Source organism: Treponema primitia ZAS-1 (genome assembly GCF_000297095.1).
Lineage (GTDB): Bacteria > Spirochaetota > Spirochaetia > Treponematales > Breznakiellaceae > Termitinema > Termitinema primitia_A.
The window spans coordinates 48,390-72,066 of the sequence record NZ_AEEA01000113.1 but is presented as its reverse complement, the minus strand read 5'-3'; the positions used below and the strand labels follow the sequence as shown (position 1 = coordinate 72,066).

The 23,677-nt window shown below is 49.0% G+C and carries 18 protein-coding genes; 13 read left to right on the top strand and 5 right to left on the bottom strand.

What is annotated here, in order from left to right; all coding sequences use genetic code 11:
- Positions 1 to 63 precede the first annotated feature (63 nt).
- Genes TPRIMZ1_RS0114960 through TPRIMZ1_RS0114940 form a run of 5 tightly spaced genes read left to right on the top strand, consistent with a single transcriptional unit; the run spans position 64 to position 6,206 of the window.
- A complete protein-coding gene (locus tag TPRIMZ1_RS0114960; protein ID WP_010261927.1) occupies positions 64 to 930 on the top strand; it encodes a carbohydrate ABC transporter permease in 867 nt (288 codons plus the stop codon).
- 12 nt (positions 931 to 942) lie between these two features.
- A complete protein-coding gene (locus TPRIMZ1_RS0114955) occupies positions 943 to 1,779 on the top strand; it encodes a carbohydrate ABC transporter permease (RefSeq protein WP_010261925.1) in 837 nt (278 codons plus the stop codon).
- 12 nt (positions 1,780 to 1,791) lie between these two features.
- A complete protein-coding gene (locus tag TPRIMZ1_RS0114950) occupies positions 1,792 to 3,324 on the top strand; it encodes a DUF5605 domain-containing protein (protein WP_010261923.1) in 1,533 nt (510 codons plus the stop codon).
- A 23-nt stretch (positions 3,325 to 3,347) separates the two neighbouring features.
- Positions 3,348 to 4,745: an L-fucose/L-arabinose isomerase family protein gene (locus TPRIMZ1_RS0114945; protein ID WP_010261921.1), complete on the top strand. Its 1,398-nt coding sequence runs from the start codon at positions 3,348 to 3,350 to the stop codon at positions 4,743 to 4,745.
- Positions 4,746 to 6,206 carry an FGGY-family carbohydrate kinase gene (locus tag TPRIMZ1_RS0114940; RefSeq protein WP_010261919.1) on the top strand — a complete coding sequence of 487 codons (1,461 nt, stop codon included), beginning with the start codon at positions 4,746 to 4,748 and terminating at the stop codon, positions 6,204 to 6,206. It abuts the gene before it with no gap.
- Positions 6,207 to 6,246: 40 nt separating this feature from the next.
- Here TPRIMZ1_RS0114940 and TPRIMZ1_RS0114935 read toward each other — a convergent pair whose 3' ends face one another.
- Together TPRIMZ1_RS0114935 and adhE are read right to left on the bottom strand one after the other, a co-directional pair.
- The gene (locus TPRIMZ1_RS0114935) at positions 6,247 to 7,419 is read right to left on the bottom strand and encodes a Gfo/Idh/MocA family protein (RefSeq protein ID WP_010261917.1); all 1,173 of its coding nucleotides are present in this window, start codon (positions 7,417 to 7,419) and stop codon (positions 6,247 to 6,249) included.
- Positions 7,420 to 7,607: 188 nt separating this feature from the next.
- Positions 7,608 to 10,247 (bottom strand): bifunctional acetaldehyde-CoA/alcohol dehydrogenase, encoded by a 2,640-nt coding sequence (adhE, locus tag TPRIMZ1_RS0114930; protein ID WP_051004332.1) that lies wholly within the window; start codon positions 10,245 to 10,247, stop codon positions 7,608 to 7,610.
- 197 nt (positions 10,248 to 10,444) lie between these two features.
- On the opposite strand from adhE, the gene TPRIMZ1_RS0114925 reads away from it, so the two are divergent.
- On the top strand, positions 10,445 to 11,881 hold the full coding sequence (locus tag TPRIMZ1_RS0114925; RefSeq protein WP_010261912.1) for a monomeric [FeFe] hydrogenase: 1,437 nt from the start codon (positions 10,445 to 10,447) through the stop codon (positions 11,879 to 11,881).
- A 32-nt stretch (positions 11,882 to 11,913) separates the two neighbouring features.
- Here TPRIMZ1_RS0114925 and TPRIMZ1_RS0114920 read toward each other — a convergent pair whose 3' ends face one another.
- Complete coding sequence (locus TPRIMZ1_RS0114920) at positions 11,914 to 13,071, bottom strand: RNA-binding domain-containing protein (RefSeq protein ID WP_010261909.1); 1,158 nt, start codon at positions 13,069 to 13,071, stop codon at positions 11,914 to 11,916.
- Positions 13,072 to 13,392: 321 nt separating this feature from the next.
- Here TPRIMZ1_RS0114920 and TPRIMZ1_RS0114915 point away from each other — a divergent pair, with 321 nt between their 5' ends.
- Genes TPRIMZ1_RS0114915 through TPRIMZ1_RS0114905 form a run of 3 tightly spaced genes read left to right on the top strand, consistent with a single transcriptional unit; the run spans position 13,393 to position 17,159 of the window.
- Positions 13,393 to 14,211: a formylglycine-generating enzyme family protein gene (locus TPRIMZ1_RS0114915; protein ID WP_010261907.1), complete on the top strand. Its 819-nt coding sequence runs from the start codon at positions 13,393 to 13,395 to the stop codon at positions 14,209 to 14,211.
- Between the two features lie 11 nt (positions 14,212 to 14,222).
- Positions 14,223 to 16,091: a VWA domain-containing protein gene (locus TPRIMZ1_RS0114910; RefSeq protein ID WP_010261904.1), complete on the top strand. Its 1,869-nt coding sequence runs from the start codon at positions 14,223 to 14,225 to the stop codon at positions 16,089 to 16,091.
- A gap of 27 nt (positions 16,092 to 16,118) precedes the next feature.
- Positions 16,119 to 17,159 (top strand): Fic family protein, encoded by a 1,041-nt coding sequence (locus TPRIMZ1_RS0114905; RefSeq protein ID WP_010261900.1) that lies wholly within the window; start codon positions 16,119 to 16,121, stop codon positions 17,157 to 17,159.
- 75 nt (positions 17,160 to 17,234) lie between these two features.
- Here the strand turns inward: TPRIMZ1_RS0114905 and TPRIMZ1_RS19875 are convergent, their stop codons facing one another.
- Positions 17,235 to 18,290 (bottom strand): glycosyltransferase, encoded by a 1,056-nt coding sequence (locus tag TPRIMZ1_RS19875; protein ID WP_010261897.1) that lies wholly within the window; start codon positions 18,288 to 18,290, stop codon positions 17,235 to 17,237.
- 166 nt (positions 18,291 to 18,456) lie between these two features.
- Here TPRIMZ1_RS19875 and TPRIMZ1_RS0114890 point away from each other — a divergent pair, with 166 nt between their 5' ends.
- Complete coding sequence (locus TPRIMZ1_RS0114890; RefSeq protein WP_010261895.1) at positions 18,457 to 19,086, top strand: adenylate kinase; 630 nt, start codon at positions 18,457 to 18,459, stop codon at positions 19,084 to 19,086.
- A gap of 193 nt (positions 19,087 to 19,279) precedes the next feature.
- Here TPRIMZ1_RS0114890 and TPRIMZ1_RS0114885 read toward each other — a convergent pair whose 3' ends face one another.
- Positions 19,280 to 20,215, bottom strand: a complete 936-nt coding sequence (locus TPRIMZ1_RS0114885) for a tRNA dihydrouridine synthase (protein ID WP_232616846.1) — start codon at positions 20,213 to 20,215, stop codon at positions 19,280 to 19,282.
- 150 nt (positions 20,216 to 20,365) lie between these two features.
- Here TPRIMZ1_RS0114885 and TPRIMZ1_RS0114880 point away from each other — a divergent pair, with 150 nt between their 5' ends.
- The 3 genes from TPRIMZ1_RS0114880 to TPRIMZ1_RS0114870 all read left to right on the top strand — a co-directional run bounded on the left by TPRIMZ1_RS0114880 (position 20,366) and on the right by TPRIMZ1_RS0114870 (position 23,675).
- Positions 20,366 to 20,803: a response regulator gene (locus TPRIMZ1_RS0114880; RefSeq protein WP_010261889.1), complete on the top strand. Its 438-nt coding sequence runs from the start codon at positions 20,366 to 20,368 to the stop codon at positions 20,801 to 20,803.
- Positions 20,804 to 20,926: 123 nt separating this feature from the next.
- Positions 20,927 to 22,141 (top strand): FprA family A-type flavoprotein, encoded by a 1,215-nt coding sequence (locus TPRIMZ1_RS0114875; RefSeq protein ID WP_010261887.1) that lies wholly within the window; start codon positions 20,927 to 20,929, stop codon positions 22,139 to 22,141.
- A gap of 31 nt (positions 22,142 to 22,172) precedes the next feature.
- On the top strand, positions 22,173 to 23,675 hold the full coding sequence (locus TPRIMZ1_RS0114870; protein WP_010261885.1) for a mannitol dehydrogenase family protein: 1,503 nt from the start codon (positions 22,173 to 22,175) through the stop codon (positions 23,673 to 23,675).
- Positions 23,676 to 23,677: the final 2 nt, after the last annotated feature.

Genomic DNA, 23,677 nt, shown 5'->3' with positions numbered 1-23,677 from the left:
TAAAAAAGTATAAAAAGCGGACATCGATCGTCCGCTTTTTATACCGCAAAACGGGGGAACGTAATGACGGCGAAAAAATCAAGTGTCACATCCTTGCTGTTTTTAGTACCCGCAGGGGTAATTTACCTTTCCGTAGTGATAATTCCGGTGTTTTATTCCGTAATTATCAGTTTATTTAAATGGAACGGTATCGCAAAAATGGAATTTGTGGGACTGAATAATTTTTTTACCCTCTTTAAAGACCCCGTTTTTGATATGGCTCTGAAAAATAATCTTATCTGGATTATATTATCCCTTTTTGCCACCATGACTGTTTCCCTTGGCTTCGCGGTTATGCTGAACAAGTCATTCGTCGGCCGTACTTTCTTTCGTGGATTTTTTTACTTCCCCGCAGTTATTGCGTCCATTGCAGTGGCAATTATCTGGCGCTGGATATATAATCCCAGCTTTGGTTTTATTAATCAGCTATTGAAACTACTAGGCAGTACTTACCAGCAAAGCTGGATATCCAGTCCCACTGCCAGTATCTACGCGATCTTTTTTGCTTCCCTTTGGCAGTCCGCAGGACTGCCGATGATTTTTTTTCTGGCAGGATTACAGACGGTACCCGAAGAAGTGCTGGAAGCGGCTACCATTGATGGCGCTTCTAATCTAAGCCGTTTTTTTATCATCACCATGCCCATGATGAAAGAAACATTTGTTATTGTTATTGCAAATTTAATTGTCGGCGCCATGAAGGTTTTTGATGTGATCATGGGGCTTACCGCAGGAGGCCCCAATAATGCGACCCAGATGATGTCTACCTACATGTATTCCCAAACATTCCGGTACAATAACGTCGGTTATGGAGCCGCCATTGCAGTCCTTATGGTACTTTTTATGCTTATCGTGATTGTACCGTATATCACCTTTACCGCAAGAAAAGACTAAAAGGAGGATATTGTGCAGCCAAAGCTTGTCAAAAATGTGAAAAAAATTGTACTCTATGTCATCCTCCTGGTAATAACAATAATTTGGGCAGCGCCTATTTATACCTTGATAGCTACAGCAATAAAGAGCAAACAGGATTTTTATAATAACACCGGACTTTTCAGCCTGCCGGCAAAATTTGCCTGGAGCAATTTTTCCGATGCCATGATTAAGGGCAGACTGCTCATCTATATGCGTAACGATTTAATAATTTGCTGTTTAAAGGTACCCCTTGGTATTGTGGTGGAAGCCTTAGCAGCTTTTGCCATAACCCGGCTGGATGTAAAACACAAAACCGGAATTTTCATTTTCTTTATCATTGGGATGATGCTTCCCTTCCAAGTCGCCCTGGTACCTATCAATGTGATATACAGCAGACTGGGTTTACTTAATACCTATTTCGGCCTTTTTTATGTCTATATCGGATTTGGTATTTCCTATGGAATTTTGATACTCCGGGGTTTTTTCCGTACAATCCCTAAGGCAATTGATGATGCCGCATTGATAGATGGCTGCAGCAAGTTACAGCTGTTTTGGCATATTATTCTGCCTATTTCAAAACCGGCTATTGCCACCTTGGTCATTACCGATTTTCTGGCTACCTGGAATGAATACCTTCTGGCGATGGTCATCATTAACGATAATAATAAAAAAACAGTTCCGGTAGGCATTATGACTTTTGTCGGTGAACATGGAACGGACTACGGGTTACTTTGCGCCGGTGTACTTATCTCAGTGATCCCGGTATTAGTTGTTTATTTAATCTTCCAGAAATATTTTGTGGAAGGTGTCGCCGGATCGGTAAAATAGGAGGATTGCGACATGATCGAATTTACATATCCAAAACAGACGGAACGCTGGGATGTTTTAGAAGTGATCTGTCCCGGTTTTACGGATAAAAACCCCTTTACGGATTATCAAATCCGGGGTGTATTCAAAAGTAACGGTGAAACAAAGACTGTGGAAGGTTTTTATAACGGTGATGGCAGGTATACGGTCCGTTTTATGCCTTCCTTTGCAGAGCACTATACATTTGCGATCAGCGGCAGTTTTTCTGATAAAACCTATGCTGGGGACTTTGCTGTCCTTCCAGCCCAAAAGGGGAACCATGGACCTGTACGGGTGGCTAATACCTTCCATTTTGCATATGAGGATGGCGATCCTTATTACTCCATAGGGACTACCTGCTATGTGTGGGAATTACAGAGTGCTGAATTACAAAAAAAAACCCTGGAAACCCTATCAAAAAGCGCCTTTAATAAGATACGGTTCTGTATATTTCCCAAACACTACGACTATAATCTGGGAGAACCCCGGTCATACCCCTATGAAGGAAAACCCATGGATAGCTCTGTTCTCACGAAGGAGAATTTTCAGAGTTATACCGGTACAGCGCCAGGCAATAAATGGGACTTCAAGCGTTTTAATACGGAACATTTTCAGCACATAGATAATTGCATTAAGGCCTTGCGGGATCTCAACATCGAAGCGGATCTCATCATTATGCACCCCTATGACCGCTGGGGATTCAGTATGATGAGTGCCGAAGAGGATGATCTCTATTGGAACTACTGTATCGCCCGGTTCAGCGCTTTTCGCAATGTGTGGTGGTCTCTTGCTAATGAGTACGACCTCATGCCTCAGAAGACCCTAGCCGACTGGGAACGATACGCCGCCCTGCTCTGCGAAAAGGATCCATACAAGCATCTCAGATCCATCCATAATTGTCGGCCCTTTTATGACTATTCTCGCCCCTGGATTACTCATTGCAGCATACAAAGACAGGATCTCTATAAAACCGCCGAATTTACCACTGAATGGCGTGAGCGGTACGGGAAACCAGTGGTACTCGATGAAATAGCCTATGAAGGTAATATACAACATGGATGGGGAAATATAAGCGGAAAGGAACTGGTGCGCCGTTTTTGGGAAGCGGCTTGCAGGGGCGGCTATGCTGGTCACGGCGAAACTTTCCTGCATCCTAATAACCTGCTCTGGTGGTCTCACGGCGGCGAGCTTCATGGAGAAAGTCCTGAACGGTTTAAATTTCTTCTTCGTATCCTCAAGGAAACTCCCGGTCACGGGCTTAAGCCCACACCGCTATTTTGGGATGCCGTAACAGCAACGGCGGAGAATAATGCAAGTTCTCCGGATTATTATCTTATCTATTATGGTTTTATGCGGCCTTCTTTCAGAGAATTCTATTTTAACGATATAGAATCTTTTGAGGTTGAAGTCATCGATACTTGGGAAATGACCATTGTAAAGGCGGGTGTATACCAAGGGAAATTCAAGGTTGATTTGCCCGGCAAAGAATATATGGCGATTAGGATCAAAAAGGCACAAAACCTGTAAAACTATCACGGAGGAATAAAACTATGGACAAAATCAAACTGGGCTTTGCCCCTACACGGCGGAGTATTTTCAGCGCCCCTGACGCAATCAAATACCGGGCCCTGACGAAAGACCGGCTTGCGGAACTCGGGATATCAATTATCGATATTGATGACATTAATAAAGAAGGGCTCCTCTATGATCCCGCCGAGATCCCCGCAATTATCGCCAAGTTTAAGGCTGCCGGAGTGGACGGCATTTTTGTACCCCACTGCAATTTTGGTACCGAATACGCGGTGGCAGAGCTGGCCCGGGAATTGAATCTGCCCGTACTGGTGTGGGGACCCCGGGACGAAGCCCCGGACAGCGATGGTATACGGCTCAGGGACAGTCAGTGCGGCCTTTTCGCTACCGGCAAAGTGCTCCGCCGCTTTAGGATCCCCTTCACGTATTTAACCAACTGCCGCCTTACGGACCCGGAATTCAAACGGGGCATGGATATTTTTTTGAGGGTTTGTAACGTCGTAAAAACGTTCAAACATATCAGAATACTCCAGATTTCTACAAGGCCCTACGACTTTCTTACCACCATGTGTAACGAAGGGGAACTTCTGGAAAAATTTAATATCCAGCTTGCTCCCATACCAATGACAGAATTGGTTGAAGCGATGGACGAAGCGGAAAGTCTTGCTGAAACCAAAGAAACGCTCTCGTACATTAAAGAAAAAATGGAACTTAAATGCGACGAAAGTGTGGCGGCAAAAACGGCGGCCCTCAAGATCGCCATGAAAAATTTAGCGGCGAAGTATAACTGCGGTGCTGTGGCCATTCAATGCTGGAACGCCCTGCAGTCTGAAATCGGCATTATGCCCTGCGGCGCCAACGCGCTCTTGACTGATGAAGGAATCCCCGTGGTTTGCGAGACCGATATTCATGGCGCCATAACGTCCCTTCTGATACAGGCTGCGGCGCTGGGGGAAAAACGAATCATGTTCGCCGATTGGACAGTACGGCACCCGGACAACGAGAATGGCGAGCTGTTGCAGCATTGCGGTCCCTGGCCTATTTCCCTGGCGCGGACAAAACCTTCTCTTGGAAAATCCGTGGCATTTTCTCATCCCGGTTCAGTCTCAGCCGAAGCGCAGCACGGTGAACTGACCCTGGCACGTTTTGACGGTGACAACGGGGAGTATTCCCTCTTGCTTGGAAACGCCAAGGGGATCGACGGGCCTTACACAAAAGGTACCTATCTTTGGATCGAGGTGAAAAACTGGAAACGCCTGGAAGCGAAAATTGTTGAGGGGCCGTATATCCATCACTGCGTTGCCATCCATGGCGATGTCACACCGGTACTTTACGAAGCCTGTAAGTATCTGGGCATTAAGCCGGATCTCTACGATAATAACGATGAAGAAGTAAAAGCGTTCCTTAGGGGAGAATAAGTGGAGACCGACTGTGTTCTTGCAATAGACCAAAGTACTTCCGGGACCAAGGCGCTGATCATCGATGGAAAGGGAAAGATCATCGCCCGCTCGGATAAAAGCCATGAACAGAAAATTTCTTCCCAGGGGTGGGTGTCCCATGATCCGGTAGAGATCTACCGTAACACCATCACCGTCGTCCGGGAACTTACCGGTATGCCGGGAGTTGACGCCGGAAAGATTTGCTGCATCGCGTTAAGCAACCAGCGGGAGACCGCCCTGGTGTGGGACAAGATAAGCGGGAAACCCCTGGCCGACGCCGTGGTGTGGCAGTGTGCCCGGGGAGAGGCAATCTGCGATGCCCTCAGTACCCATGCCGGTGAAATCAAAACCAAAACAGGGCTGCGGCTTTCGCCGTATTTTTCTGCGGCAAAAATCGCCTGGATTCTTCAGAATACACCAAACAAAGGTTCCGGGAAGCTCTGCGCCGGAACTATGGACAGTTGGCTTATCTATACATTAACCGGCAATTTTAAAACCGATTTTTCAAATGCTTCCCGAACCCAGCTTTTCAATATACGCAGCCTAAGCTGGGATAAAGACATTTGCACGCACTTTGGTATAAACGTAGATTTTTTAGCCGAGGTTTGCGATAGTAACAGTGATTTTGGGGTAACTGATTTTGATGGCGTTCTGCCAAAAAAAGTGCCCATCCGGGGGGTCATGGGGGATTCCCACGCTGCTCTTTTCGGTCAGGGCTGTCTGGAAAAGGGTATGGTAAAAGCGACCTATGGTACCGGTTCTTCGGTAATGGTCAATATCGGAGAAAAGCCGCTGTTTTGCGAAAACGTAGTAACATCCCTTGCCTGGGGAATGAACGGAACCGTGCATTATGTACTGGAAGGTAATATTAATTATACCGGGGCAGTAATTAAATGGTTGAAGGATGATGTCCGCCTGATAGCTTCATCAAAGGAAGCGGGCGTACTGGCGGCCTCCGCTAATCCGGAGGATACCTGTTACCTGGTGCCGGCCTTCTCCGGCCTTGGAGCGCCCCATTGGAAAAGCGAGGCCCGGGCTATTCTCTGCGGCATGACCCGTACAACCGGTAAAGCAGAAATTGTGCGGGCCGCCGAAGAAAGCATAGCCTATCAGATCGCCGATGTTATCCAATCAATACATGAGGAGTCCGGAATACCCATAAAAGAACTGAGAGGCGATGGCGGACCTACCAGAGATACCTATCTGATGCAGTTTCAGAGTGATATTCTCAACATTCCGCTGTCAATTCCGGAATACGAGGAGTTATCCGCCATCGGTTCAGGCTTCATGGCCGGTATTGCCGTTGGCCTGTATGGCCCCGGAATAATAAACGAAGTCGGCAGAAAGCGTTACGATCCAAAAATGGACGCCGCATCCAGGGAAAAACATTACCAGGGTTGGCGGGAAGCTGTCCAACTTGCAATCGGCAGCCGTGTCTAATATTGCTAAGGTGACTCTTTGTCTTCCTTTTTAGTACAGCCTAAAAATTAACCCAAACCGCCCCACTCGCGGAACTTTCTACACATTTCCCGATGAATCTAACCCCGTCAAATCCCGCCTCCGCATTGGGGAAATCCAGATCCTCTTCGGTAAGGGCCTTCCCTTCCCGCTGTTTGATCAGGGCTTTAATATAGGTCTTGTAGAGATTGCCCAACGCTTCAAAGTAGCCCTCGGGATGACCGGAGGGGATACGGGAGAAACTTTGGGCGTGGGGGAAGAAGGGATCCCTGCCCCGGGAAAGCACCATCGTAGGCTTACCGAAGATAGAAACCTTCACGTAGTTGCTTTCTTCCTCAAAAAATTCAATTGACCCCTTGGAGCCAAAGATACGGACCCGAAGGGCATTGTCATATCCGGAAGCCACTTGGCTGGTCCAGTATATACCCTTGGCGCCCCCCTCGTATTCCAACATCACCGTGGCATTATCATCCAGAATCCGGCCGGGCATAATTTTATCCATCCGGGCGCAGACCGATTTAATCCGCAAACCCGTAAGATAGGAAACGGTATGTTCGATATGGGTCCCCAGATCTCCCAAGCTGTTGGATTTTCCCGCTAACTTGGGGTCAGTCCGCCATTCCGCCTGCTTGCTCCCCTGTTTTTCCGCATCCGTAAGGAGCCATTCCTGGGGATATTCGCCATTAATAAAGTGAACCTTGCCAATATCACCCCTCCGGATAAGCTCCCGGGCGTGTTTTACCGTTGGGTTCCCCGAATAGGTATAGCTAACCATGAACAGAAGGTTCTTGCTTTTTGCCAGATTTGCCAGTTCCCGGGCTTCAGCTTCCTCAACACAGAGGGGTTTATCGCATACCACGGGAATTCCCCGGCTTAAAAAGGCCTTTGCCGCCGGATAATGGCTGTAATTTGGGGTGACAATCACGGCAAAATCGATCCTATCGGTCCGTTTAGCCTCTTCTTCCGCCATTTCTTCATAGGTGTTATAGAGCCGATCCCGGGCTATCCCCAGGGCCAAGCCAGTCGCAAGGGTATTTTCGGTGGAACGGGAAAAACAACCCGCCGTAATCTCCGCAAGACCGTCCAGGGCAATGGATTTCCGGTGAACATCGCCGATAAAGGCGCCCTGCCCGCCGCCAACCATACCATAACGGAGTTTTACATTTGACTGCGCATCAGCACTGCCTTCAATCATAGATTGGTACCCCCCTTTTTGATAATTATGCTAATTTTGTTTGTTAGAATTACACTATTTTAGATCCGATAAAAAGAAAAAACAAGCTGATCCTTTTTTCAAAGCTTCAATGGGTACGGGTGTTTCAACTAAGCAAAAAAACAGCCGCAGAGCGTATACCCTGCGGCCGCTGTTAACGAATTTTTTTCCTACAGGTCCTTGCCCTCGTTACCGTAGTAGGCGTTGAGGTACATCTGCTTGATTTCGGCAATCAGGGGATACCGGGGATTGGCGCCGGTGCACTGGTCGTCGAAGGCCTGTTCGCTCATGGCGTCCAGCTTTTCAAGGAAGACCTTTTCATCAATGTTGTAATCCTTGATGGTATTCTTAATACCCACATCTACTTTGAGCTTCGCGATAGCCGCAATGAGGGCTTCCAGTTTTTCCTCATCGGTCTTTCCCTTGAGGCCCAGGGCGGTGGCCACTTCGGCGTACCGGGCTAGGGTCTTGGGGTGATCGTACTGGGGGAAGGTTCCCATCTTGGGGGGCACTTCCGCCGAGTTATACCGGAGCACATGGTTGATCATCAGGGCGTTGGCGACACCGTGGGGCAGATGATGGAAGGCGCCGAGCTTGTGGGCCATGGAGTGGCAGACCCCGAGGAAGGCGTTGGCAAAGGCCATCCCGGCCATGGTGGCGGCAAAGGCCATCTTTTCCCGGGCCACAGGATCCTTGGCGCCCTCATTGTAAGCCCGGGGAAGGTATTCGAATATCACCTTCAGGGCCTGGATGGCAAGGCCGTCGGTAAAGTCTGTAGCCATCACGGAAGCGTAGGCTTCCAGGGCATGGGTCACCGCGTCTATACCGAAGGCGCTGGTAAGCCCCTTGGGGGCGTCCATCTGGAAGTCCGCATCAACAATGGCCATATCGGGCATAAGCTCGTAATCCGCCAGGGGATACTTCATGCCAACCGTATCATCGGTGATGACCGCGAAGGGGGTTACTTCCGAACCGGTTCCCGCCGAGGTGGGCACCGCGATAAAGTAGGCCTTCTCTCCCATTTTGGGGAACGTATAGACCCGCTTCCGGATATCCACAAAGCGCATGGCCAGATCCTGAAAATCTACATCGGGATGTTCGTAGAGTACCCACATGATCTTTCCGGCGTCCATGGCGGAGCCGCCGCCCACGGCGATGATCACATCGGGCTTGAAGGCGCTCAACTGGGCAGCCCCTATTTTAGCGCAGCTCAGGGTCGGGTCCGGCGCCACATCGAAGAAGGTCTCGTGGGCTATACCCATTTCGTCCAGCTTGTCCGTTACCGGTTTGGTATAGCCGTTGGCATAGAGGAACTGATCGGTTACGATAAAAGCCCGCTTCTTGCCCAGCACATCTTTCAATTCAGACAGGGCAACCCCAATGCAGCCCTTCTTCAAGTATACTTTATCAGGAGCCCTGAACCAGAGCATGTTATGCCTCCTCTCGGCCACAGTTTTAATGTTGATAAGATGCTTAACCCCAACGTTTTCGGAAACCGAGTTTCCGCCCCAGGTACCGCATCCTAAGGTAAGGGACGGCGTAATCTTGAAGTTGTAGAGGTCCCCGATACCGCCGTGGGACGAGGGGGTATTCACCAGGATACGGCCGGTCTTCATCCGGAGTTCGTATTCCTTGAGTTTTTCCTGACCCGTAACAGTGTTTATGTACAGAGAGGAGGTATGGCCGTAACCGCCGTCGCGGATCAGCTGTTCAGCCTTGTTCAGGGCGTCGGTAAAGTCCTTTGCCCGGTACATGGCCAATACGGGTGAAAGTTTTTCGTGGGCAAATTCTTCGGACAGATCCACGCTGGTCACTTCCCCGATGAGGATCTTCGCGGCCGCCGGAACCTTCACTCCCGCCATTTCAGCAATCGTCGCGGCTTTCTGCCCTACAATCTTCGCGTTCAGGGCGCCGTTGACGATAATAGTCTTCCGAACCTTTTCGGTTTCCGCAGGGTTGAGGAAATAGCAGCCCCGGGCGGCGAATTCCGCCTTCACCTTATCGTAGATCTTGTCCAGAACGATGGTGGACTGCTCGGAGGCGCAGATCATCCCGTTATCAAAGGTCTTGGAATGGATGATAGAACTTACCGCCAGGAGTATGTCCGCGCTGTCGTCGATAATCGCCGGGGTATTCCCCGAACCGACCCCGACCGCGGGCTTACCCGAAGAATAGGCCGCCTTAACCATCCCGGGTCCGCCGGTGGCGAGGATCAGATCCGCCGCCTTCATCACCTGGTTGGAAAGCTCAATGCTGGGCTCGTCGATCCAGTCGATGATCCCCTCGGGGGCGCCCGCGGCAACCGCCGCATCCAGCACGATCTTAGCCGCCGCGCAGGTGCTCTGTTTGGCCCGGGGGTGGGGGCTTATGATGATCCCGTTCCGGGTCTTGAGGCAGATGAGGGTCTTGAATATGGCCGTTGAAGTAGGATTGGTGGTGGGAATAACCGCAGCGATAATCCCCACGGGCTCTGCTATCCGCTTGTACCCATAGGCGGGATCATCCTCCAATACGCCGCAGGTCTTTACGTTCTTATAGGCATTGTATATATATTCAGCGGCATAGTGGTTCTTGATAACCTTATCCTCCACTATACCCATACCGGTCTCTTCCACCGCCTGCTTGGCAAGGGGGATCCGCGCCTTATCGGCGGCTCGGGCGGCGGCAAAGAAGATCTTGTCCACCTGTTCCTGGGTAAAGGTCGAATAAGCCTTTTGGGCTTTCCGCAGCCGTTCCAGTTTCTTTTCCAGACCAGCCGCATCCAGTGCGTTTTCGTCGGGTTTTTTCACTTCCGGTTTTGTTGTTGCCATGGTACCTTCCTTAAATTGGCTATTTTTTGCCTTGTAACAAAAATTATAATACAAGATAGAACGAAAAAAAAGCATATTTTTTCATTCGAAACTTTTTCTCGGTTTCGATACTAATATATCTATAATAATTTATCAAGTCAACGATTCGCGATTGTTCATTGACATTAGGATACCATTGAAATAACCTTATAAATGAAATGCATTATAACAATAACACCCTTTTGGTAAAACGTGACCTATTGGTATCCCTGATTAAGCTTTTTCTAGACGATAAACTGGAAGAGGGCATCGATCGTATCCCCTACGAAATGACATCGGGTCCCAATTACGAGCCCATACGCTGCTGTGTATACCATGACCGGGTCATTCTGAAGATCCGCATCCTGGCCCGGCTGGGCTTCTCCGTGGAAGATTACGAGGATGACGGCGCGCCCCTGGGCCTTCACGCAAAGAAAGCCCAGGAACGGACCGCCATTTCCGGGCCGGTTCTTACGGTTCTGGACGAAGCCTGTAACGCCTGTATCAAAACCCAGTACCTGATCACCAACGCCTGCCAGGGATGCCTGGCCCGGCCCTGCCTCCTCAACTGCCCCAAAAAAGCGGTTTCCATGAGCGGCGGCCATGCGGGTATCGATAAGACAAAGTGCGTCAACTGCGGCATCTGTCTGCAGGCCTGTCCCTACCATGCGATTATCAGAATACCCGTCCCCTGCGAAGAAGCCTGTCCCGTGGGGGCCATCGCCAAAAACGAAGCCGGCAAGGAACGGATCGATTACAATAAATGTATCTTTTGCGGCAACTGTATGCGGGAATGTCCTTTTGGCGCAATGATGGATAAGTCCCAGGTCCTGGATGTACTCATGGCGAAAAAGCGCGGAAAGAAAATCTCCGCCCTCTTTGCCCCGGCGGTGGCCGGACAGTTCCGGGGATCCATCGGTAAACTTATCGGCGCCCTGAAACAGGCGGGCTTTGACGATGTCTACGAGGTAGCCCTGGGGGCGGACATTACCGCTAAGAACGAAGCCGCGGAATTTACCGAACGCATGGAAAAGGGGGAACCCTTCATGACCACCTCCTGCTGCCCCGCCTACATTGAGACGGTACGTAAGCACATTCCGGATCTGAAAAAGCGGGTCTCCGAAACCCGGACCCCCATGCACTACACCGCGGAGATCGCCGCCCGGGAACACCCGGATCAGCTCCGGGTCTTTATCGGCCCCTGCCTGGCGAAACGGAAGGAAGGGCTGGACGATCCCCTGGTGGATTACGTCCTCACCGCCGAAGAAATCGGCGCCCTCTTCCTCGCCCTGGGCATAGATGTAACCCAGGCCGAAGAAGCGGCCATCCCGAACCCCGCCAAAGCCGGCGGACGGAGCTTCCCCTGGTCCGGCGGTGTGGCGGAAGCGGTACGCCGTAACCTAAAGGACGACTCCAACTTTCACCCCGAATGTGTCAACGGCCTCAACAAAGAAGGCCTTGCCATGATGAAGGCCTGGTCCGAAGGCCGCAACACCGGTAATATCCTGGAGGTCATGGCCTGCCCCGGAGGCTGTGCGGCGGGACCCATGGTGATAGCCAACCCAAAAATAGCAACAAACCAGCTGAAGAAGATTGCCGAGGAGAGTGCGGGGTAAGGGTCTTGCAATGTAATTACGCGGAAGGTTCTTCATTCCCCATTTTTTCTTGCTATTATCACTTTAAAGCTGTTTCCGTCATGATCGTCTTCAAAATCAATATGGGGGTATTCCTTTAAGGCCCTGGTAATGCCGCTTCCCAACCCACGATAGGGTAGTATTCGTGTGGCGAAGGATGCTAATACGGGATTGCGTATATTCGAGTTCCCCCGTTTAATATTCTCGATAGTGAGATTATTAGGCAAATGGCCGGGGCTGATAATTTCGATACGGTTCGTAAAGACGAAAATGCGTATGGGCGCTGAGATAAAATAATCCCGGTGGATAAGGGCATTAACAAGAATTTCCTCCAGGGCAATTTGCGGAATTTCGAGAACCCCCAGGGAGTTTACCCCCTGCCCGTTTTGAACATGGCGGATATTCGCCCCCATAAATCCCATGCATTGTTGAAAGACATCCTGTAATTTTCCACCTATGTCCCGGCTGTCCAGATATTGCGATTCATGTATCTCATTACCGGGAAAACACACGGCCTTAACGATGAATGCGGGCAGCTTAAAAGACGGATTTTTGCTAAACAATAAGGCGCCTGCTAAATTGAGAATATCACCGTTCATCAGATTCATGTTTTTTAATATAGCCGGGAGGGAATCGGCCTCAAGTTCAGCGGTATCACTGAAAACCTTTTTAAAGAAGGACTTGAAATACTCCGTATCTAAATCCGCAATGGTCATGCCGTTTGCGGGGGTTTCATCAGCGTGAACGAAAGAGCCGGCCTGAAATATTCGCTGTATTTCTTCCCTGGATGTGGCTTTCCGTTTATCGGAACCGCTTTTTACCCAGATGGTCCCATTTTTGTCCATATAGGGCTTGCTTAACCCATCAACAACAACGATGCGCATTACTAAGCCGCTGAAGACCGCTATGTTTTCAGTTTGGGGATTGATAGGCGGCCGTATATTCTGGGAGGCGGCATTTGAAACCAGCTGGTTTATCCTGCCAAGGTCTTCCCTAGTGAGCCCGGCAAAGGTCCCGTCATTGTTTACTCCAATGTATAGTTCGCCGCCCCCGGAATTGGAAAAGGCGATCATCTCCTGGGCTAAAGAGACTTCATTGGTGACATTTGCCTTAAACTGGTGTTTGCTGTCCTCGTCACGGGCGATGATTTCTATAAGTTCCGCAGTTTCCATGTTCGGCTTCCTTTGGAAATTATACTATAATATAAAACTTTCTTTCAAGCGGATCTATTATCCATAACGATAAAGCGAATAAGCGAATTATCCTTTGATGAATACAACGGTACAACGCCGCATAGAAAAATAACCAGGATTAAGACAATACCGTTAATATCGTATACTATCTTGATAAATCATATGTTTCTATACAAAGAAACACAAAAATTGCCAAGGAGAGCGCGGGGTAAGTCTCTTTCAAGCTACCTTGATGGAATACCATTGCTATGATATGAATTCTACTATGTTTTTTAGCATATTGCATTGAGGAGAACATAGATGAAAAAGCCAGTCGTCATTATTTTAATTGCCCTTTTTTCCATTCCCTTTATTGCACCGGCCCAGACAAATCAGGATCATGTCCCCATTGATTTTGTTAAAATCCAGGCGGGGACTTTTATTATGGGAAGTCCTGTTTCTGAAACCTCAAGACAGCGGGATGAAGTCCAGCACCAGGTAATAGTAGGTGATTTTTACATTGCCAAACACGAAGTTAGTCAGGATGATTATGAATCGGTACTACAAAAAAATCCCAGCAGATTCAAAGGACCAAACCTGCCGGTAGAAAATGTAAGCTGGTTTGATGCGATAATTTATTGTAACGCCCGCAGTGTCAGAGAAGGTTTTACCCCGGCCTATACAATTCGTGATACTGAAATAATCTGGGATCATGAGTCGGACGGGTATCGTCTTCCCACAGAAATTGAATGGGAATATGCCTGCAGAGCGGGTACTTCCACTGCGTTTAACACGGGAAATAATATTACTGTGAACCAAGGCAATTATGACGGAAATTATCCTTATAACAGAAACCCTAAAGGGCAATACCATGCAAGAACGCTGCCGGTTATGAGTTTTAAGGCAAATGCCTGGGGTCTATATGATATGCACGGGAATGTATTTGAGTGGTGCTGGGATCAGTATAATCTGAATAACAGTTCCGGCGCCCTTGACGGCGCCTTATATTCACATGCGGTAATACGGGGCGGAAGCTGGTACAGTGAAGCGCGGTTTCTGCGTTCGGCCAACCGCGCCAGCGCGGCGCATTCTACCATAACAAGTTATATCGGTTTCCGGGTAGTCCGATCCATCCTGTAGGAATATCAGACATGAATACAAATATCCGTAAAAGCCTGCTTCTGGGTGTTTTTATTTTCTGTATCCCCTATTTTTTATTGTCAGAAGGATTAACGGAGGCCGTTCCCTTAAACACCAGAAACCGGTATCAGGCAAACAATGGTATTATTGTTCCGCCGGAAGAAATTAACGATAATATGTATATTTCTTCCTTTGATTATCACTACCCTGAACCGGAAACGGATATTGGTTTTTATGTTTATAATTATCTGAATCCGGAGACAAATACCGGCAGGGATGGAATACTACAGATCGGCGTACAGGGAAAGGTCCAGGACTTCTCGGATATTCCCTCTTTGAATCTGGCGTTTGTGGTTGATACCTCTCTTTCGATGAACGATGATGAAAAAATTTTCTGGATCAAAGATTCCCTGACCAGTTTTATAGATAAAATTCGGGATATTGATTCTCTGGCCTTGGTATATTTTAACGATACCGCCGGGGTACTTTTCGAATCTGCACAAATGGACAGTGATGAAAAACGCCGGGGATTTCTGGATGCGGTAAATGAACTTACGGCCGAGGGCGGAACCAAACTTGAAGAGGGCATTAATCTTGGCTATGACCAGATTATGCTGAATTACCAGGAAGATGCAATTAATATGGTTCTTCTCATTTCAGATGGCAATGAATTCTCCAACCGGCTTGCCAGCGCCTTAGCCCATTCCGGAGACATACGAATATCGCTTGTGTGGAATAACCGGAATGACCTGGACCTCCATGTAATAACTCCTGCCCATGAAGAAATATGGTTTGCCAATATGAAAGATTTATCAGGAGGCTGGCTGGATGTTGACAGAAATGTGACCGGTGAAACCACCGAACCGGTGGAAAACGTCTTTTGGTATCAAGGCGCCGCTGCCCAGGGCCGGTATCAGGTTTGGGTACAGAATTATGATTACCACGATTCTGAGTACGAGACCCCTTTTCAGGTTGAAATAAAAAATGGCGATGAATATAATTACTACGAAGGCATCATATCCGGAACCGGTCATGCAAGTAATACCCTGGCCGGCACGTTTGATTTTAATAATTCTGTTTCCAAATCAATCCTCCACACCATAGTAGAATCGTATACCCAACAGGGTGTTTCTATTTCCACCATCGGCGTGGGAGGAAATTTTGACGAAGAGCTTTTACGAACCCTGGCGGAATACGGACGGGGCAATTCCCGTTCACTTGACAACCGGGAGCTCATGCAGCAAATCCTTAATACCGACAGGGAATTTGAACGTTTCGCCGTCCCCGCAGCGGAGGACATGGAAATCAATGTGGAATTTTCACCGGGAGTCAGGATCCTTGCAGCATGGGGAACTCCGTACCGGACTGAAAACAACCATATTACTTACAATATTCCTAATCTTAATCAGGGTGATTATAAAACCCTGCTGATACACTATCAGATTCCTCCCCAGAACAGGGAAAGGCTGACTGCGGTTCTTCGCGGCGGAAGCGCCGATAGTTCCGAAAACACCATTCCTGAACGTGTAATTGTTCTGACCGATCCGGCCGATGAAGATTCCTCAAACATGGCTATTTATTCACAAGCCAGGGCGCGTTTTGTCGAGGCCCTTAAAGAAATAGGCCGCCTTTATTATGCAGGCGGGGCCGATTCTATCCGTTTAAGAACAGCCCTGCAAAGAACCGTAGAAGCGGAAAGCGAACTGGAACAGGCAACACTCAGCCTTGATGAAGAAACGGCCTTTAGCGCCGAACGTTCTGTCCTTTCAAGGTATACAGAAATATTAGAATCAGAGTTGAGCGACAGCAGAAACGCCGCCGGGAGAACATCCCGTATGGGAGTCGAAGGCGGCCGGTATTCAAGAATGAAAACCGAATAATAGGGCCCGGTCTCAATAAGGAAGGACTTGCCAGGTAATATCCTGGAAGTCATGGCCTGCCCCCGGGGCTGTGCGGCGGCCTTGCATAACCAGGAAACATCGGATATAGTTAAATACATGAAATCCGATGTTATAGCAAGTAACCAAGATTTGCTCAAAAGCATTGAAGGCAAGAAGCGCGAATTGGACGCGCTGCGGCCTTTCCCTCCTGAAATAGTCCGAAAACTAAATGAACAATTTATCCTGGAATGGACGTATAATTCAAATGCCATTGAAGGAAACACGCTAAGCTTACAAGAAACCGAATTGGTTATTAATCGCGGGTTAACCATTGGAAATAAAACGCTAAAAGAACATTTCGAAGCAATTAACCATAAAGATGGTATTGAATATTTATATGCCCTTATAAAAAAGAAAAAGATATTGGATGAGAGTGCTATCCTTGAGATTCATAAACTTATTTTAAAAAATATTAATGATGTGGAGGCCGGAACCTACAGGAAGACAAATGTCATGATACTAGGCGCGGTACATCTTCCCCCGTCAGCAGTAAAACTACCCAGGTTAATGCAGGAATTTATGGAATGGTATTATAGCAATAAAGCAAAGCTATCGGTTATTGAATTGGCAGCGTGGGTACATTATAAATTAGTATACATCCATCCGTTTATAGACGGAAATGGACGTACCGCCAGGTTGCTTATGAACTTAATACTTATAACCCATGGTTATCCGCCGGCGGTTATACTAAACGTAGACAGAAAAAAATATTACCGGGTTTTAAAGGAAGCCGATAGAGAAAAATACGGTAATTATTTTGATTTTATCGGCCGATCGGTTGAACGATCGTTGATGATATACCTAAATGCGCTAAAAAGCAAAAATGATGCTGAAGATGCCTATGGATATATAAATATGAATGGCGCATCGAAACTGTGCGATTATAGCTTGGAATATTTGTCATATCTGGCGCGTACCGGGCGTTTAAGTGCAATAAAGATTGGAAGGAACTGGTTCACAACCAGAGAAGCGCTGCTGGATTATATTGCAAAGGTTAAAAAGAAATAGAGCCCATATCGGCATGGGCCCCATGGTAATTGCTAATCCAAAAATTGCCGCGAACCAGCTTAACAAGTTTTCAGTTCATGAAACTTTTACGAACCGTACATTAGGCTGCACTTGTATTCCGAGCAACCATGCCGTATGAAGGCTCTGAAGAATATCTATAGCTTTCTGATCTTTTTCGTTGTTGATAGCTTCCAGCAAGGGGTATGATGAAATATCGCTCCTGTCGAAATAAAACAATATTTCCTGTTTTATCCTCCTAAAGAACTGATGACAGTCCTGCTTTTCGTTCTTCCAATAATAGGTAAGTTCATTGGCAAGGTGAAACAGGATATAGCTATTACTCTTGATACACGAATGGGCCAAGAGGAAACGAAGTGTAAACTGATATGAGATTAAAATATCGTTCTGATACGGCAGGGGATCCGTTTCATATTTTCCCGCAGTAGAATTCCTGCGGACATAATAATAGTAAAGGTTATCAGGAAGAATAAAACAGGTTGACGCTACAGCGGCATATTGTATAAGAAAAGAAATATCTTCACTGACCGTAACCGGAGGAAAGTAGATATTATTACACCGGATAATATCCAGTCTGAATATTTTGTCCCATACTCCCCTGCACAATATTCCCCTCCATTGAGAGTTCAGGAGATGAAACCCCTTTTCCGATGGGATTACAAGTTCTTCCTTAGTACGTTCCCCGGAGGGATAAACCGCAGTCATTTTACATTTTACAAGATCAACTCCTCGCTTGTGTATCGCGGAAAACATGATCCTGCACATATCTTTATCATATATATCATCGCTGTCGCAGAACATGATGTAGGTTCCTTCAGCATACCGGAGCCCCGTATTCCGCGCCATGCCGGGACCGGTGTTTTTCTGCGAAAAAATTCTGATCCGCGGATATTTTTCCGCATAGGTTTTCAAAATTTCCGCCGAATTATCGCAGGAGCCGTCATCAACACAGAGGATCTCCAGATCCTGAAAAGTTTGCCCTATAAGGGAGTCAAGACAATCGGAAAGATACTTTTCAGTATTGTACACCGGAACTATGACGGAAATAGCAGGGGGAGATTTGTGGACCAAGGGATCGGCAGCCGTGGCAAAGGGAATAGATTTTTGTGTCATGATTTACCTCCAAATAACAATGTTTGTACAGATTTATCGGAATTTCCGGCTGTTTGGCCTGGAATTTTCGGTAACAGGGGTGACATATGTCATGTTTTTCCATGCTTGTTACCCCCTATCAAAAATGGACGTTTTCCAATAATAATTAGAGAAGATGGAGGCAAACATGAAACTGATATTTTTAGGCCCCCCCGGGGCAGGGAAGGGAACCTTGGCGGCCAAAGCGGTGGATATCCTCACGGTTCCCCATATTTCCACCGGCGCGATTTTCCGGTCCGCCATTGCAGCAAAAAGCCCCCTGGGGCTCAAGGTTAAGGCCATCATTGACGCGGGGAAACTCGTGGATGATGAAACCACCATCGAACTGGTTAAGGAGCGGCTTGCCCAGGCGGATGCCCAAAAGGGCTACATCCTGGACGGTTTCCCCCGGACCATCCCCCAGGCGGAAGCCCTGGCAGGGTTTTCCGCCGTGGATAAGGTGGTCAACTTCGACATCCCCGATAGCTCGGTGTTGGAACGCTTAGGCGGCCGCCGGGTCTGCCGGAAATGCGGCGTCAATTACCACAGGGTCTTCAACCCGCCCAAAAAAGCGGATACCTGCGATAGCTGCGGCGGCGAAGTTTACACCCGGGAGGACGACAAACCCGAAGCGGTCCAAAAGCGGCTTGAAGTCTACCGTAACCAGACCGAGCCGCTCATCGACTACTATCGTAAGAAGGGCATCCTGAAGGATGTGGACGCCCGGCCTGCGGTGGATCAGGTGGTGGAGAACTTCAGAAAAGCGGTGGGAGTGTAAAACTGCTAGGGTGGTTTGTATCATCAGACGCAGATAAAACTGTGTTACAACTCAAACCGTAAAAGCCTCACAAGGATATGATTTGACCATTGCAACGCTCCGCTTTCACAAAGTTGAATTATATCGTCAATGGCCATCATTTTTAAATTATACTGCCAAAAGGGGGAGCTTAGCAATGATTAATAATCGCGGCTCATGGCTCCTCCGGATGTTCCGCGAAGTACCCCGACCACGCCTTTGCCACACCGCGTAACTCCGTTTCCCGGTTCAGCAGGTTCTTCACGTAGGTACCCCACTTCAGGTTATCGCAGAAATAGTTGAAGAAGCGCCGCGCTCGGCTGATGTGGAACTCCTGCGGCTGGTATTTTGCCAGAAGCTCCAGGAACCGCAGCCCGGTTTCCTCCAAAAAGGTGACTGTCACCGTTTTGACACCTAGCGTCTCTTTCGCCTTTTCTGCTTCCCGGGCCTGGGCGAAGAGCCAGGGTTGCTGTACCGCAGCCCGGCCGGCCATAACGGCGTCGCAGCAGCCCGAGGCGGCTCGGCTGAGCAGGTCTTCCGGGCCGGCTATGTCGCCGTTGCCTGCCACGGGGATCTTCAGGGCGGAACGGAGGGCGCCTACGTACTCCCAGCGGGCTTTGCGCTTGAACTTTTCCCGGCTGGTCCGGGGATGCAGGGTGATAAGTTCTACCCCCTCAGCTTCCAGGCGGCGGCAAAACCCAACGAGGTAGTCGAAATCGTCCTCCAGGCCGGTGCGGAGCTTTACGCTGAGCCGCTTTTGGGTGGCGGACCGGACGCGGGCTGCCATGGCGGCAGCCCGATCCGCCGAGGCCATCCAGCTAACCCCGGCGCCGGTACGGGTAATGGCCGGGGCGGAACAGCCCATGTTGATATCGATACCCCGGCATTCCAGCCGGTCCAGAAGGGCGGCGGCAGCAGCCAGGTGGCCGGGATCGGAGCCCACCAGCTGGTAGACCAGTTTTTGGGGGCAGGGACCGCCATCGGTATAGAAGGACTCAAACGGACCGCCGCCGATTAAAGCCCCGGCGCTGATCATTTCAGTGAAATACTCGTCGCAGCCCCCAAAGCCCTCTATCAATTCCCGGAGGGGGCGGTGGCTTAATTCGGCCATAGGAGCTAGTATAAACGGAATGGTCATGATAATATTGTATATTGGCATTTTATTCATGCAAGTAGCTGGTCTTCCAAAAAAGTCAGTAACTAGCCCCTTGACTAGTAATATGCTATAACATAAAGTATTAAGGAGAAGAGGAGCGTACCCATGATAGCAAAAGGTGATATGCCCAGTATGAATGAGAAAGCTCCCGAGGGACAAAAACCCGAGGGTGGATCTTATCGGGTTCTTGTTGTTGATGACTCCATGTTTATCGCAAAACAGCTTGGTCAGATTTTCACATCAGAGGGCTTTGAAGTCGCAGGAACCGCTGCGGATGGGGCTCAGGGCGTTGAAAAGTACAAGGAAATGCATCCAAACATTGATTTGGTTACCATGGACATCACAATGCCGGTAATGGACGGTGTTTCTGCCCTGGAGAAAATACTGGAATTTGATAAAAACGCCTGTGTAATAATGGTCAGTGCCCTGGGAAAAGAGGATGTTGTCAAAAAATCTTTGCTTATGGGTGCAAAGAGTTACATTGTTAAACCTCTGGACCGGAAAAAGGTTCTGGAACGGGTTATTTCTGTCTTAAAACACTAGTTGACAGGTCGTTTTTCGGCTTATGCACCGGTAAAGGTGTTTTACCCCTTTTCTCCATGAAGTTTTTACTCCAAGGGGTGGGGGTTGTTTTTTTGGCGTTTTGCTAGGATCACAAGGAAAACTATGAAAGCACATAAAATTTCAGATTCAGTTTATTGCCTCCATGCGGATATCGAAGCGCCGGATCTTTTTGAGGGAATTTGGCCTATCCCTCAGGGCGTTTCCCTGAATTCATACATAGTAAAGGGTGAAAAAATCGCCCTTATCGATCTTATCCGCGACTGGGGCGGGGCGCCCAAGCAGCTTACCGATGCCCTAAAGGACACGGGTATCAGCTTTGATCAGGTTGATTATCTCATCCTGAACCACCTGGAACCGGATCATACGGGTTGGCTCCGGGAATTCCGGGAAAAAAGCCCAAAGGCGGAGATTATTGCCACCGCCAAGGGGATAAATCTGGTCAAATCCTTCTACAAAATAACGGAAGGTCTCCGGGCTGTAAAGGATGGGGAAACCCTGGATCTGGGCAAGGGCAAGGTTCTCACTTTTCGGGAGGCGCCTAATATCCACTGGCCGGAAACCATGGTTACCTGGGACGGCGAATCCGGGACCCTCTTTCCCTGTGATGCCTTCGGTTCCTACGGTATCCTGGGGGATCGGATCTTTGACGATGAATATACCGAGGCGGAACACGCCGCCTTTGAAAAAGAATGTCTCCGCTACTACGCCAACATCGTGGCGTCCTTTTCGGCCTTTGTAGAAAAGGCGGTGGAGAAGGTGGCCGGTCTGGAAATAAAATGTGTCGCACCCAGCCACGGCATAGTCTGGCGCAAAAATCCAAAGACGATTATCGGCCGCTACCTCAAATACGCAGCCTATGCAAAGGGACCTGCGGAGAAGGAAATCGCCGTTATATGGGGTTCCATGTACGGTAACACGAAACAGGGCGTTGACGCGGTGGTCCGGGGAATCGCAGCCGAGGGAGTCCCCTACACTATCCACCGGGTCCCGGACGAAAATGTATCCTGGGTTCTGATGGACGTTTATAAGAGCGCCGGCCTGGTTATCGCCATGCCAACCTACGAGTACGCCATGTTTCCCCCCATGGCCAATGTACTGGACATCTTCCGCCGCAAACATATCACCGGGAAAACGGTTTTACGAATTGGTTCCTGGGGCTGGGTCGGGGGCGCTAAGAAGGACTACGAGGCCGCCATTGAGCCCCTCAAGTGGACCAGCCTTGAGAGTCTGGAATGGGCGGGCGCCCCGGACGAAGCTACGCTGAAGGGCCTGGAAGAAAAAGGCCGGGAGCTGGCCCGGGCGGTACTGGCCGGCTGATAGGGATACGACATTGCGTACAGGAGCTATCATGGAAAGGATAAAACTGAACCGGAAAAATTTGAGTAAAATTAAGGCGCCGGTGCTGATACCATCTTATACAAAGGACGATCTCAAAACAGCAATAGTGCACCTGGGGATGGGACATTTCCACCGGGCCCATCAAGCGCTGTTTCTGGACAGACTTATCGCAGATGGAACGGCCCATTCCGGGGTATTTGAAATCAACCTTGTTCCGGATCCCTATCCCCTGTCGGCAATCACCGCAGAACAGGATTACTACTACACCCTGCTCTCCAGAGGAAAGGGCGGAGAAGAGGAGGTCCGAATTATCGGATCCGTATTGGGATATATCAATGCAGCTGAAAATAAAAAAGAAGCGATTAAGCGGACCGCTTCGGAGGAAACTGCCCTGATCACCATAACGGTTACCGAAAAGGGTTACTGTTATAATAGCGCTGCCGGGGATATTGATTGGAAACATCCCTTTCTGGTCCACGACCGGGAACACCCGGAGGATCCCAAATCTCTCGCTGCCTTTCTCACCGCAGCCCTGTGGGAGCGGTCTAAAACCAATAAAAAGCCCCTGACCATCGTTTCCTGCGATAATTTTCCCTCCAACGGAAAGATCCTTAAAAAAAGCCTGCTCTCCTTCTGCCGGGAAGTCCGGCCGGAGTTAATACCCTGGATAGAAAACAATATTGCCTTTCCCTGTTCTATGGTAGATCGCATTACCCCCAACACTTCGCCGGAAACCGTACGGTACCTGGAAGAAAAATACGGCATCATCGATCGCTGGGCAGTGGCCAGCGAAGATTTTATCCAATGGGTTCTGGAGGATGATTTTAAGATACTTCCGTATTCCGGTTTCGATCCCCGGGATTATGCCAAGGCCGGGGTTCAGCTTACGAAGGATGTGGAGCCCTACGAATTGATGAAGATGCGTCTCCTCAATGGAAGCCACTCCGCCCTTTCCTATCCGGCGTACCTCATGGGCTTTACCGCCGTTGACGAAGCCATGGTGGATCCGGTTATTCAAAAATACATCCGGAACTTCTATATGGAAGAGGTCACCCCTACCCTCGCCCCGGTACCGGGTATCGATCTTACCGTTTACAAGGATACCCTTATTAACCGGTTCTCCAACAAGAATATTGCCGATACGGTTCTGCGTCTCTGCGAGGATGGCTCCACGAAGATCCCCAACTTCATTATCAACCCCTTGGTCGAACTAATCCATTCAGACGGGAAACACAAGGCTGTTACGGCAGCCCTGGCCGGCTGGGCGCGGTTTCTGGCCGGTACCGGGGAGGATGGCCAAGCTATACCCATCAAGGACGGCGCCGGGCAGGCGGCAATCGACGCTGCAAAAACCGCCCGGAATAACCCTGAGAACTTTCTCCGGGTTATCGGTGTTCATGATTTAAAAGAAGAAGAATTTACCAAGCTTACCGGAGTATTCAAGGGATATCTGGAAAGCTTTTATACCCAGGGCGCCCGGAAGACCCTGGAAAGGGTCATCGCGGATCGCTAAAG

Coding starts and splice junctions, on each gene's coding strand:
- TPRIMZ1_RS0114880 (WP_010261889.1), top strand. CDS start 20,366: ATGATAGCAAAAGGTGATATGCCCAGTATGAATGAGAAAGCTCCCGAG.
- TPRIMZ1_RS0114885 (WP_232616846.1), bottom strand. CDS start 20,215: ATGGCCGAATTAAGCCACCGCCCCCTCCGGGAATTGATAGAGGGCTTT.
- TPRIMZ1_RS0114910 (WP_010261904.1), top strand. CDS start 14,223: ATGAATACAAATATCCGTAAAAGCCTGCTTCTGGGTGTTTTTATTTTC.
- TPRIMZ1_RS0114890 (WP_010261895.1), top strand. CDS start 18,457: ATGAAACTGATATTTTTAGGCCCCCCCGGGGCAGGGAAGGGAACCTTG.
- TPRIMZ1_RS0114960 (WP_010261927.1), top strand. CDS start 64: ATGACGGCGAAAAAATCAAGTGTCACATCCTTGCTGTTTTTAGTACCC.
- TPRIMZ1_RS19875 (WP_010261897.1), bottom strand. CDS start 18,290: ATGACACAAAAATCTATTCCCTTTGCCACGGCTGCCGATCCCTTGGTC.
- TPRIMZ1_RS0114920 (WP_010261909.1), bottom strand. CDS start 13,071: ATGGAAACTGCGGAACTTATAGAAATCATCGCCCGTGACGAGGACAGC.
- TPRIMZ1_RS0114950 (WP_010261923.1), top strand. CDS start 1,792: ATGATCGAATTTACATATCCAAAACAGACGGAACGCTGGGATGTTTTA.
- adhE (WP_051004332.1), bottom strand. CDS start 10,247: ATGGCAACAACAAAACCGGAAGTGAAAAAACCCGACGAAAACGCACTG.
- TPRIMZ1_RS0114945 (WP_010261921.1), top strand. CDS start 3,348: ATGGACAAAATCAAACTGGGCTTTGCCCCTACACGGCGGAGTATTTTC.
- TPRIMZ1_RS0114870 (WP_010261885.1), top strand. CDS start 22,173: ATGGAAAGGATAAAACTGAACCGGAAAAATTTGAGTAAAATTAAGGCG.
- TPRIMZ1_RS0114875 (WP_010261887.1), top strand. CDS start 20,927: ATGAAAGCACATAAAATTTCAGATTCAGTTTATTGCCTCCATGCGGAT.
- TPRIMZ1_RS0114915 (WP_010261907.1), top strand. CDS start 13,393: ATGAAAAAGCCAGTCGTCATTATTTTAATTGCCCTTTTTTCCATTCCC.
- TPRIMZ1_RS0114935 (WP_010261917.1), bottom strand. CDS start 7,419: ATGATTGAAGGCAGTGCTGATGCGCAGTCAAATGTAAAACTCCGTTAT.
- TPRIMZ1_RS0114925 (WP_010261912.1), top strand. CDS start 10,445: ATGCATTATAACAATAACACCCTTTTGGTAAAACGTGACCTATTGGTA.